This is a genomic window from Mogibacterium timidum ATCC 33093, assembly GCF_000525775.1.
Classification (GTDB): Bacteria; Bacillota; Clostridia; order Peptostreptococcales; family Anaerovoracaceae; genus Mogibacterium; species Mogibacterium timidum.
The window spans coordinates 30,731-43,377 of sequence record NZ_JALU01000015.1 but is presented as its reverse complement, the minus strand read 5'-3'; the positions used below and the strand labels follow the sequence as shown (position 1 = coordinate 43,377).

Below are 12,647 nucleotides of genomic sequence, written 5' to 3'. Positions count from 1 at the left end.
AGTAAAAACAAAGTTATCCACACTGTCAACAGCCCCTACTATTATTACTAAATATATAATATATAAAGAAAGGGAATTTCGATGAAAATATACTGCACCAGAAGTGAACTGAACAGAGCAATCAATAACGTATCTCATTCGATTCCTACAAGAACACCATCCCCTATATTAGAGGGAATACTTATTGAAACTAAAGATGACAGGATGTATCTAACAGCTACAGATACTAATATGACTATCGAGTCAAACATTCCTGTTGACAGCGAAGGCGATGTTTCATTTGTAATAGAAGAAAAGAATTTTGCCAACATCGTGAGCAAGCTCCCTGAAGAGGAGATTCTGATGGACTACAATCACGAGAAGAATCAGATTAAGATCAACAGCGGTAAATCTTCTTCGACATTTAACTGTTTCTCCGCTGATGAGTTTCCAAGATTTAATATAGGGGAAGGTAAGAAGCTTATCCTTTCCAAGAGAGATATCAAAAACCTCATTCGCAAGACATCGTTTTCGGCCAGTGCTGATGAGCTTAACGGAGTGCTTACGGGTATTCTCATCGACCTTGGCGACGGAAATCTGCGTATGGTAGCCGTGGATACATTTAGAATGGCTATTTACAATGCTAAGGTGGATACAGATGAAAAGATGAGCATTGTAGTTCCGGCAAAGCTTCTCGGAGAGGTATCCAAGATTATCAGCGATGATGACAATGACGAGCAGCTGTTTATGGAAATTGTGGATAATAAGGTAGTGATGCTGTTCGATAACAACAGAGTGATTCTCAACACTCTTAACGGAAATTACATAGACTACAGCAGGATTATCAAATCTGAAACCACAATTAAGATTAGAACAAGCAGAATTGAGCTCATGAAGAGTATCGATAGAGCTGCTATCATTGCTTCGGAGCAGAACAACAACCTCATTAAACTCAATATAGAGGATGAGCAGATTGAGATTACATCTCTATCCGAGAAGAGCAGTATCAAGGAGATGGTCGAGATTATGAAGGATGGAGAAAATATTGAGATTGGATTTAACTCCAAATACATGATGGACGTGCTCAGGGTTATCGACGATGAGGAAATTATCCTCAACATGAGCGACAGTGTAAAGCCTTGTATCATTACACCTCTCAAGGGAGACACCTATCTATATCTGGTGCTTCCTGTAAGAATTAACTGATAATGGGATAATTTCGGATGAGAGTAGATAGTATAAAATTAAAAAATTTCAGAAATTACGTCGAGCTCAAGGCAGAGTTCGATGGCAAACGAAATATAATAATGGGTGAGAACGCGCAGGGTAAGACTAACCTGATAGAGGCTATATATCTCTGCGCGTTTGCGCGTTCTTTTCGTACTAACAATTCTACTGATCTCATTAAAATTGGAGAGGATAGCTGCAATATCACGGCTGAAGCGGTTAGCGATGATATAGATAAGAAAATAAGCATAACAATCAATAATAGTGGCAAGAAGATGATTAAGAAGGATAATAAGTTCCTTCACAGGACTGCGGAGCTGCTGAACAATTTAGTTGTTGTCGTTTTTTCACCGGATGACCTGAGAATTATAAAGGACAGTCCCGAGAAGCGCAGAAATTTTATTGACAAAGAGATAAGCCAGCTCAGACCCAGCTATTTTGATGCGCTGCGCAATTATAAGGAAGTGCTGCGTCATAAAAATTCTCTGATCAAACAGCTGAGAACACCGGGTACAGATGGCAAGATGATGGATATGCTTGAGATATATGATATGCAGCTGGCTCAGTACGGTGGTGAGATTATTAAGAGTCGCCGTGAGTTTGTAGCTATGCTGTCTGAAAAGGCATCAAAGATACAGAGCAACATATCAAAGGAACATGAGACCCTATCAATCAAATACGTCGAGTCGGTCGCTGCTGAAAACATATTAGATGAGATAATTAATTCAAGAGAAAAGGATATATATAATGGTCACTGCAGTATTGGTCCGCATCGTGACGACCTTGATTTCTATATCAATGGCATAGATGCCAAGAAGTTCGGATCTCAAGGGCAGCAGCGAACAGTTGCCTTGGCTCTCAAGTTGGCTGAAATTCAGATTGCAGAGATGATTCTAGGTGAAAACGCTGTACTACTGCTGGACGATGTATTGTCAGAGCTCGATAGAGAGAGACAGAGCTATCTGTTAAATGAGATAGAGGATGTCCAGTTATTTCTTACGACAACTGAGGTGAACTCGGAGCTCCTGCAGGGTATGGAGGGCGGCAATATTTTTAAAGTAAAAAACGGGACGCTTATATAAAAATAAGGAATTTATAGTTATAAAAGGACGATAAATTGTAAAAATATCGAAATATAGGCGATTTAAGGTAGTTTTATTCATTAAAAGGGTAAAACTACCTTTATTGATATTTTAGAGCCTCTATGCTAAAATAAATGGGTTAGAAATATGAAAAGGAAGGTCAATATGAGCGCGGAAAAAAAGCAACAAAAGTATGATGCCTCTCAGATCACAGTACTTGAAGGACTAGAGCCTGTAAGAGTAAGACCTGGTATGTATATTGGTAGTACAGGGCCTGCGGGACTTCATCATCTCGTATACGAGATTGTTGATAACTCTGTCGATGAATCACTTGCCGGATATTGTAAGCACATTACAGTAACGATAAATGAAGATAATTCGATAACTGTTACCGATGATGGACGTGGAATGCCTGTAGACGTTCACCCCAAATTGGGGATTCCGGCTGTTGAGGTTATTCACACACAGCTGCATGCCGGAGGTAAATTCGGAAGTGGAGGTTATAAGGTTTCCGGCGGTTTGCACGGAGTAGGTGCATCCGTCGTTAATGCTCTTTCAACTCACATGATTGTAGAGGTTAAGCGTAACGGCAAGCTCTACAGGCAGGAGTACAAACGAGGGAAGACAGTAACTAAGCTGGAGGTTATCGGAACCTCTAAGGATACAGGATCAAAGACAACATTCTGGCCGGACCCGGAAATTTTTGATGGAACTGTATTCGAGTACGACATCCTACAGCGTCGTATGCGTGAGATGGCTTTCCTCAATAAGGGATTGAGAATTTCTATTGAGGATAAGAGAGAGGGGAAGGAGAAGAGAGAAAGCTTCCACTATGAGGGCGGAATTATCGAATTCGTGCAATATCTCAATAAGAATAAGGGTGTTGTCAACAACAAGATATTCTACTTTGAGTATGAGAAGGACGGATACGAGGTGGAAGTCGCTATGCAGTACACAGATAGGTACAGCGAGCTGACACTTTCTTATGCTAATAACATAAATACAATTGAGGGCGGTTTCCATCTGATGGGATTTAGAGCAGCTCTTACCAGAACTGTCAACGATTACGCTAGAAGAAGCAAGATTCTCAAGGAAAACGATGATTCCCTGCAGGGTGAGGATGTAAGAGAGGGTCTGACAGCAATCGTCAGCGTTAAGCTTACAAATCCACAGTTTGAAGGGCAGACCAAGGCTAAGCTCGGCAACAGCGAGGTAAGAGGTTTTGTAGAGAGCAACATGAACGAGAATTTGTCGTTCTACCTCGATGAAAACCCTAAGGAAGCCAAGCTGATACTCGATAAATGTCTTAAAGCAGCACGTGCCAGAGAGGCTGCAAGAAAGGCCAGAGAGATTACTCGTAAGACATCGGTACTCGAGACAACATCTCTTCCCGGGAAGCTTGCAGACTGCTCGGAAAAGGATCCTGCACTTTCCGAGATTTTCCTTGTAGAGGGAGATTCCGCCGGCGGCAGCGCTAAGTCAGGAAGAGATCGTAAGCGCCAGGCAGTACTTCCGCTGAGAGGTAAGATTATCAATGTTGAGAAGGCGAGAGCAGACAGAATTTTGAACTCGGACGAGATTAAGAACATGATAACTGCATTCGGATGCGGAGTCGGCAGCAACTTCGATATTGACAAGCTCAGATATCACAAGATTATCATCATGACAGATGCCGACGTCGATGGCGCTCATATCAGAACGCTTCTTCTGACATTCTTCTATAGGTTTATGACTCCTCTGATCGAGAAGGGGTATGTTTATGCTGCGCAGCCACCGCTATTCAGAGTAAAGCAGGGGAAGGAGATTCATTACACTTATTCAGATGCTGAGCAGGACAAACTACTGGCTGAACTCAAGGCACATAATAAGAGCACTAAGATAGAGATTCAGAGATACAAAGGTCTTGGTGAGATGGACTTTAATCAGCTGTGGGAGACTACTATGGACTACAACCACAGAACACTCGTACAGATTAAGATTGAGGATGCAACTGCAGCAGATGAGATATTTACAACGCTGATGGGAGATAAGGTTCCACCAAGAAAGAAGTTCATTGAAGATAATGCAAGATACGCTACATTAGATATTTAATGGACATTAAGGAGAGATAATGAGTACGCTTTTAGAAGATAGCAAAATCATCACTCATGAAATATATGATGAGATGAAGAATTCTTATATCGACTACGCGATGAGCGTTATCGTCGGTCGTGCACTCCCGGATGTTCGTGACGGACTCAAGCCTGTGCACAGAAGAATTCTATATGGAATGAGTATCCTGGGTACTACTCCTGACAAGCCGCATAAGAAGTCGGCACGTATTGTCGGAGAGGTAATGGGTAAATATCACCCGCACGGTGACAGCTCAATCTACGACGCCATGGTAAAGATGGCGCAGGATTTCTCAACTAGGTATCCATTGGTTGACGGACACGGCAACTTCGGTTCCGTCGATGGAGACGGCGCAGCTGCTATGCGTTATACAGAGGCGAGAATGAGCCCATTCTCACTGCAGATGGTTCGTGATATCGACAAGGATACGGTTGATTTCATGGACAACTTTGACGGGGAGGAGAAGGAACCGGTTGTACTTCCTTCGAGAGTGCCTAACCTTCTGATAAATGGATCTAACGGTATTGCCGTAGGTATGGCGACATCCGTTCCGCCTCATAACCTGAGTGACACTATCGACGCTTGTATTAAGAGAATAGACGATGAGAATTGCACTAACGATGAGCTAATAAAGATTATTAAAGCACCGGATTTTCCTACCGGAGCCATGATTCTCGGAAGAGAGGCTGCCAAGGAGGCTTATGAGACCGGAACAGGAAAGATCACGGTCAGATCTAAGAGTGAAATAGAGGAAACAGCTCGCGGCAAGATGAGAATTGTCATCACTGAGATTCCTTTTCAGGTCAACAAGGCCAGACTCATCGAGTCCATGGCAGACCTGGTTAGAAACAAAAAGGTTGAAGGTGTCTCGGCAATACGCGACGAATCCAACCGTGAAGGCATGAGAATCGTCATCGAGCTTAAGAAGGATGTAAATCCTAACGTAATTCTCAACAGGCTGTACAAACACACGCAGCTGCAGGCGACATACAGCATGATTATGCTTGCCCTTGTCAATGGGGAGCCTAAGATTCTCAAGCTGGTTGAGATTATAGATGAGTACCTCAAACACCAGAGGATAGTAATCACAAGGAGAACTAAGTTCGATCTGGCTAAAGCAGAGGCAAGAGCACATATTTTAGAGGGTCTGCTTATCGCCTTGGATAACATAGACGAGGTAATTAAGGTAATTCGTTCAAGCTACAACGATGCCAAGGAAAAGCTGATGGTGAGGTTTGGACTAAGCGAGGTTCAGGCGCAGGCTATCCTCGATATGAGACTTGCCAGACTGCAGGGGTTGGAACGCGAGAAGATTGAGAACGAGCACAACGAGCTCATGGAAAAGATTGCTTACTATAAGTCAATCCTCGCTGATGAGCATAAGCTTATGGGGGTAATCAAGGATGAGCTTCTCGAGATTAAGCATAAATACGGTGATGGCAGAAGAACCAAGATTGTCGCTGACGACGGTGGAATAGACGAGGAATACCTTATCGATGAAGAGGATGTAGCAGTTACACTGACACACCTCGGATACATCAAGAGAGTTCCTGAAAATACGTACAAGGCACAGCGCCGCGGCGGAAAGGGTATCGTGGGACTGACAACCAGAGACACCGATTTTGTAAAGGATCTCATCATCACCTCGACCCACGACTACCTGATGTTTTTCACCGACCTCGGTAAGGTATACAAGATAAAGGCTTATGAGATTCCTGAAGCATCCAGAACTGCCAAGGGTACACCGGTTATCAACTTCCTCAACCTGGATCAGGGAGAGCGGGTAACGGCGGTTATACCGGTCAAGGAATTTGCAGATGACAATTATCTGATCATGGTTACCAAGAACGGAACTATCAAGAAGACACCAATGTCTCAGTTCGATACCAACCGCAAGACAGGTCTCATAGCTATTACGCTTAAGGACGACGACAAGCTGATAGCCGTAAGTCAGTCAAGTGGAGATGAGAGTGTATACGTTATTACCAAGAAGGGTAAATCTATTACATTTCCTGAGGACGACGTTAGAAGCATGGGTAGAAGTGCAGGCGGAGTTAGAGCTATCAGCCTGGATGACGGCGACGAGGTCGTATCTATGGAGCTCGACAGTACCGGGGAGCGCGAGCTGCTCGTAATGACCAAGAAAGGGTTTGGTAAGAGAACGAATCTGGATGAATATAGAGTTCAGACTAGAGGCGGCAAGGGTGTTGCGACTTATGACAAGACCAAGTTTGCTAAGACCGGTGAGCTGGTAGGGGCGACGCTTGTAAGCGATGATGATGAGATCATGCTCATCAACTCAAACGGTGTAATCATCAGAATCAGGGCTAACGAGATATCTAAGTCCGGAAGGACAACCCAGGGTGTCAAGATAATGAAGGTCGAGGATGGCGATGAGATAGTATCCTTCGCAAAGGTTCTCGATGAAGACGCGGCCAAGAAGCCTATGCTTAAGAAAGCGAAGGCAGATAGCGAGCAGATGACACTGGTTTAAGGAGTTAGGTTAATAAGAATATTAAATAATAAGCAGATGATGTAAGGGTCAAAAGGGTAACATCACAACTTACGGTACCATATGGTGTAATATCAGCGACCGCCAAGAACAATATATGGAGGCGATTTCTCAGATAATATGCTTTTGATCCCAACATCATAATATTAAGATAAAAGAGCAGCCGCATGATGAGGGTTGCTTTTTTTTGTAATCGGATGTGGATAATAAGTGCGAAGAAATAACCCGCAAGACGTTCTCCGCTTTGCCTAAAATGGGAACAAGAGGGTGTCGTGATTATCAAAGTAAGCTGATAAAAGTAAAGCTTTACAAATATGTATTAATAAAAAACAATTTAACAATCAAAACATATTGTTTTTCGATATGCTTTGAAGTAATATTTAGATAAAGTAATGGTATGAGGAAAAGCATTGCGATATTTTACCGTGTAAAATTCGCAAGAAGAAAGGAGCACCAAAATGAACAGAGATAATATAATATACAAAACTATAAGAATAATATTAACAGGATTTACATTAGCTACAGTTCTGGCAGTTTCTCTAGGCAGTGTTGATATATTTACAGCTGGACTTCTTAACTATGCAGTGTTTCTGGAATATCTGTACGGAATTGTAATTACAGTGGGGATAGTTGTTGTATTGGTTAAACTATGGATGTTTCCAAACATAAAGGATGGCATAACATTAAAAGAAGCAAGAACTTGCAGATTAATTGCCAATATCTTCCTGATTGAGTTCTTGTGTGAGCTGATTCACGGAGCTTTATCAAATAAAGGTGATAGATTATTTGAGGTATTTAATGTAAGAGTATCAGTTTTAATGATAGTATTCCTCCTATGTGCTTTTGCATTTATGTCAGTAGGAAAACTTCTGGTAAATTATATTGAACTACAGGAAGATAACAAGTTAACAGTATAGGCTGTGAAGAGAGAAAGAATGTCAATAAAAATTAATTTAGACAGTGTTCTGGCAAGTCGCAATGTGACAATTCGCGAGCTGTCAGAAGCAATAGATATAACGCCAGCTAATATTTCAATACTAAAAAACAATCGTGCAAGAGCAATTCGGTTTACGACACTTGATAAAATGTGCAACTACTTGAAATGTTCTCCTGGTGATATTATTGTGTATGAGAAGGATTAGGCGAATGGATAAAGGGACTAGAAGTTGCCACCGGCATATCGAGATATTAAGCAACAAGAGAAGCCAGCTCACAAGGCTTCTCTTGACATGCTTAAGCAAATTGTCCCTTTTTGTCCTAAAGGCATATTCCTTACAAATGGAGTGCTACATTCACTATCTACCGCGGAAGGCTAATTTACAGAAAAATCCCCCCGCTCGCTTTTATGAGTTTTGGGTAAACTTAAAAACGGTCTCACGGTCACGTACAGGACAATGTCTGCACAGCCTGCTCACAGTATACTAGATGCCCAGCCGCTCCTTCATATAGGCTACATCTGTATCCTTACCGGTATATAGCTTAATTGCAATCAGCGCTTGGAAGAGCATCATTCCCATACCGTTGTAGACTCTCTTCACACCGGACTCTTTAGCCTGCTTCATCATGACTGTCTCGCGTGGAGCATAAACTGTATCTGTTACGATGAGATCCTCTTTAAAGAATGAACCATCCGGAATGTTAGACAGTTCCTCAAGAGGGTGCATTCCTACGCCTGTAGCATCACAGAAAATATCTGCTGCCTGCATCTCTGTCTTCAGCTTACCTTTATCAGCGAGGTCGTACATGTATGCCTTGCACTTCGTTTCCTTGTTGATCAGCTCTACGATCTCCTCACCTCTCTCATAGAACTTATCTCTGATGTTGAAGACATGTAATTCCTTGATGCCATCGAGGGCGCCACGAACCGCGATAGCTGTAGCAGCGCCTCCTGTGCCGACGAGAACCATCCTCATTCCTTTGAAATCAATTCCTTCTTCCTTGATTGCCTGCCAGTAGCCCATGCCGTCGGTATTATAACCCTTGAGTTTTCCTGTGACATTGCCGTTCTCATCGCGAGTATTTACAACTGTGTTGATAGCACCGCACAGTCCGGCTGCTTCATCAACGTCGTCGAGATACTTGTGAACAACTGTCTTGTTGGGCATCGATATATTGGAGCCGAGCATTTTAAGAGCGCGAATACTCTCTACCGCCGGCTCAAGTGTATCGTTATCTACTTCAAAAGCGAGCTGAATAACGTCATCGCCATTCTTATCATATGCCAGATTGTGTGTTACCGGCGACTGTGTATGACGGATTGGATAAGCCATTAGACCGACCAGCTCTGTATGACCTGTAATATTTGGCATTTCTGCACCTCTTTCTTGCCCCGCAGGGCTTAACTATTAACGGTAATTGTTGTATATATGTATGCTGATTCTTTATGCAAGTTCAATCTCACTGAGATCCAGAAGACCTCTCTTATCAAGCACGTTCAGGATGGCACGCCCATCCATGGTTCCTTCCATGATATGACGTGCACGGACCGAATCTCCGATATTATAAACATCAACGTCGGTATCATCATATTCCTTGTGAAGCTCATCGAGAATAGGATTGTATGCGGCTAAGCCAAGGGCACTGAAGCCGAGGTCAAACTCAAGCTCCTCCACATTGCCTTCAGGTGTCTTAACCACTATGGAATGCTCCTTTACCTCCTGAATAGCGGTGTTTACATATTGCTTTACGTGATTTACCTCGAAGGTCTCTTTAATCGAGCACTTGGTGATAGGATCAGCGACAGCGCCAATAGTAGGAAGCATATCGATGATAGTGCAGTCTGCGCCAAGCGGTGCGAAATACTCTATAATATCGAGACCTACAGCTCCACCTCCCATAACAAGAACCTTCTTACCTCTGCAGAACTCTTCAGGATATTTTCCGGCATTCACATTATTGATCATGATGAAGATATCGTCTAAATTTCCGGCCGCCCTGTTTTCACGCAGTCCCGGAATCGGTGGCACTACCGGATGTGAACCGGTGGCATTTACAACGATATCCGGATGGAATTTATTAATCTCCTCTATGCTGGCTTCTGTGTTTAGGAAAGTGTATAGATTAGGCAATCTCTCAGCTCTAGTCCTCAGATATCTTGGGAAGTCCTTCATTCTCGTTTTGCCGGGAAGATCAGAGATAAACTCGGAGAGACCGCCGAGCTTGTCGGATTTCTCAAACAGAAATACATTGCAGCCTACCTCTGCAGCAGTACATGCTGCTTCCAGACCGGCTGTACCGCCACCAATTACGACTACATTGCAATTTTTGTTCACTCTCAATCGTTTATATATATCACCTTCAGGAACTGCCGGATTCACCGTGCAGCGAATAGGACGGTTGATACCGATACGATTGCCTGCACAACCGACATTACAGCTGATACATTTGCGAAGAATATCTGTTTCATCGTGCTCTACCTTCTTCACCCATTCAGGGTCAGCGATGAGGCCGCGGCCGATGCCAACGATATCCACATCTCCGCTCGCAAGCACCTCTTCGACAACAGCGGGATCCCTGTAGTTACCGGCATTGATGACAGGCTTCTTGTATGCATCCTTAACCGCTCTTGCCATATAACGCTTCCAGCCGTCAGGAAGGAAATTGGAATCAATCTGATAATGCAATGATGGGTTGAGAGCTGCCGACACGTCATACACATCTACGAATTCATCCAGATACTGAAGATACTCGATAGTATCCTTCAATTCGTTTCCTCCGGGAACTCGCTCCTCCGCGGAGACCCTGACGATGATAGGGAACCAAGGGCCAACCTGTTTGCGAACCTCCTCCAGTACCATTCTTGGAAATCTCATACGATTCTCAACCGAGCCGCCGAATTCATCATCTCTCTTATTGTAATAAGGGGAGATAAACTGAGACATCAGATATGAATGGCCGCAGTGAATCTCAACAGCATCAAAACCAATGGCTTGAGCTCGCTTGGCAGCCTCTCCGTACTTCTTTACTGTTTCCCGGATTTCTTCTTTAGTCATCGGACGCGGGGTCTCACCACCGTCTTTGGTAGGTATATTAGAAGATGAAACTGTAGGTACACCTGTTCTCGCAGAGGACGCAGATGCTCCGGCGTGGTTGATCTGAATAGCAACTGTAGAGCCCTCCTTATGCAGACTCTCGACCAATTGATATAATCTAGGCATGAATCTGTCGTGGTCAATTCGCAGCTGACTGGTTCCGTTGGAACCGACAGGATACTGCACGTTAGCGTTTTCCACGATGATAAGACCTGTGCCGCCCTTCGCGCGAAGCTTGTAGTAGTTCATGTGACGATTGCTCATCTCTCCGCTTGCTTCTCCATAGTTGCTACCCATAGGGGTCATAGCAATTCTATTCTTGATAGTAGTGCGTTTGACGGTAATAGGCTCAAAAATGTGCGGATACTTCTTTTTCATAATAATCCTCTCTTTGTCCATAGAATTTTTCATAGGCTGGTTCATGTTTGTGACAAATTTATTTTATATGAGAAGATTGTTAAATAAAATTACAATTTAGTGCGACAACTGATACGTACAAGCTATTAATTGATATATGTTTATCAAAAGAAAAAGGATAGAGATTATTCCTTTTTCGTGTCCACTTTCATCTTACAGGTTCAGAGATTATTCTTCCTCTTTTTCTTTGATGCAGCCGGCCTCGACATATTCCTTGAAGTGTTTGGCGGCCGGCATTAAGAAATGATTCTTCATGCATATCATATAAGTGTGATGGTAGAGCTCAAGATCCTTCACTCTATGGAGAGTAATTTTTCCTTCATCGAGCTCATCGATGTTAGGTACCAATGCAATGCCGAAGCCCTCGGAAACCAGGGCATGAATAGAGTGTTCATCAGGACATTCGAATGCAACATCCGGCGAAAGCGATAGCTTCGCGCACAGGCGCACCATATACTTTCCCATCCATGCACCACGTTCATAGCTGATGAGAGGGTAGTTGTTTAATTCATTGATGGATATGGAATCTTGAGAGTCGAGCGGATGACCTTTAGGTGTAATAATAACCAGCTCTTCCTTTATAATTGGATAAAAATCCAGATCCTCATCGTCAGGTATGTGACCACCGAAGCCTACATCAAGCTCTCCCATCTTTAGCTTAGCGATAATAGCAGGGGTATGTCCTTGGTAAAAGTTGAAGGAAATACCTTCATTTTCTTCCTGTTTAAGAAAGGAGCGAACGAGATGGGGAATATAATGATTGGCCAACGGATATACGTAACCTATATCGACCTGCCCGCCACCCTTGGCGATTTCCTGCATGCGGTTCAGGGCCACGTCACATTCGCGAATAATTCTCTCTGCATGTATGAGGAACAGTCTGCCTTCCTTAGTGAGCTCTATTCCTCTGCCGCTCTTATCAAACAACAGAACTCCCAGCTCGGCCTCGAGCGATGATATTGAGCGCGAGAGTGAAGGCTGGGAAATATAAAGCTTCTCAGCCGCCCTTCTGTAATTTTCATGCTCAGCTACTGCCAAAAAATAGCGCAATTGATTCAATGTCATAGCCACACCTCGATAACCTTCTGTCCGATGCATTTGTTTTCGATTAACGTCATTGTGTTATAGTGATTATATATCATTGATACCTTTTGTGCATTAATTGTGCCATCAATTAGCATTGGAGTGCAGTTCAAAATATTGATAGACTATTTACAAATATTAGTTAAACATTTAACAGCTAAAGGCAGGCTATGTTTCTACGTTTGTGACGAAATGTGATGAAAT

Annotated in this window: 9 protein-coding genes; 6 read left to right on the top strand and 3 right to left on the bottom strand. The window is 43.2% G+C overall.

Annotation, left to right across the window (positions count from 1 at the left end; genetic code table 11):
* Positions 1-81: 81 nt before the first annotated feature.
* From dnaN to HMPREF0581_RS03420, 6 genes are all read left to right on the top strand, one after another.
* On the top strand, positions 82-1,185 hold the full coding sequence (dnaN, locus tag HMPREF0581_RS03445) for a DNA polymerase III subunit beta (RefSeq protein ID WP_009643495.1): 1,104 nt from the start codon (positions 82-84) through the stop codon (positions 1,183-1,185).
* Between the two features lie 17 nt (positions 1,186-1,202).
* Entirely contained in the window at positions 1,203-2,288 is a 1,086-nt protein-coding gene (gene recF, locus HMPREF0581_RS03440; protein ID WP_036380483.1) for a DNA replication/repair protein RecF, read from the top strand.
* Positions 2,289-2,453: 165 nt separating this feature from the next.
* Positions 2,454-4,379, top strand: coding sequence for a DNA topoisomerase (ATP-hydrolyzing) subunit B (gene gyrB, locus HMPREF0581_RS03435; protein WP_036380481.1), 1,926 nt, complete (start codon positions 2,454-2,456; stop codon positions 4,377-4,379).
* 19 nt (positions 4,380-4,398) lie between these two features.
* Positions 4,399-6,894 (top strand): DNA gyrase subunit A, encoded by a 2,496-nt coding sequence (gyrA, locus tag HMPREF0581_RS03430; protein WP_009643446.1) that lies wholly within the window; start codon positions 4,399-4,401, stop codon positions 6,892-6,894.
* Positions 6,895-7,370: 476 nt separating this feature from the next.
* Complete coding sequence (locus tag HMPREF0581_RS03425; RefSeq protein WP_009643449.1) at positions 7,371-7,829, top strand: hypothetical protein; 459 nt, start codon at positions 7,371-7,373, stop codon at positions 7,827-7,829.
* A gap of 18 nt (positions 7,830-7,847) precedes the next feature.
* Positions 7,848-8,054, top strand: coding sequence for a helix-turn-helix domain-containing protein (locus HMPREF0581_RS03420; protein ID WP_036380479.1), 207 nt, complete (start codon positions 7,848-7,850; stop codon positions 8,052-8,054).
* Positions 8,055-8,333: 279 nt separating this feature from the next.
* On the opposite strand, the gene HMPREF0581_RS03415 is transcribed toward HMPREF0581_RS03420, so the two are convergent.
* The 3 genes from HMPREF0581_RS03415 to HMPREF0581_RS03405 form a co-directional block, all read right to left on the bottom strand.
* Positions 8,334-9,221 carry a shikimate dehydrogenase gene (locus HMPREF0581_RS03415; protein WP_036380477.1) on the bottom strand — a complete coding sequence of 296 codons (888 nt, stop codon included), beginning with the start codon at positions 9,219-9,221 and terminating at the stop codon, positions 8,334-8,336.
* A 72-nt stretch (positions 9,222-9,293) separates the two neighbouring features.
* Positions 9,294-11,321 carry an oxidoreductase gene (locus HMPREF0581_RS03410; RefSeq protein ID WP_036380475.1) on the bottom strand — a complete coding sequence of 676 codons (2,028 nt, stop codon included), beginning with the start codon at positions 11,319-11,321 and terminating at the stop codon, positions 9,294-9,296.
* A gap of 207 nt (positions 11,322-11,528) precedes the next feature.
* Complete coding sequence (locus tag HMPREF0581_RS03405; RefSeq protein ID WP_009643469.1) at positions 11,529-12,425, bottom strand: LysR family transcriptional regulator; 897 nt, start codon at positions 12,423-12,425, stop codon at positions 11,529-11,531.
* Between the last annotated feature and the right edge of the window lie 222 nt (positions 12,426-12,647).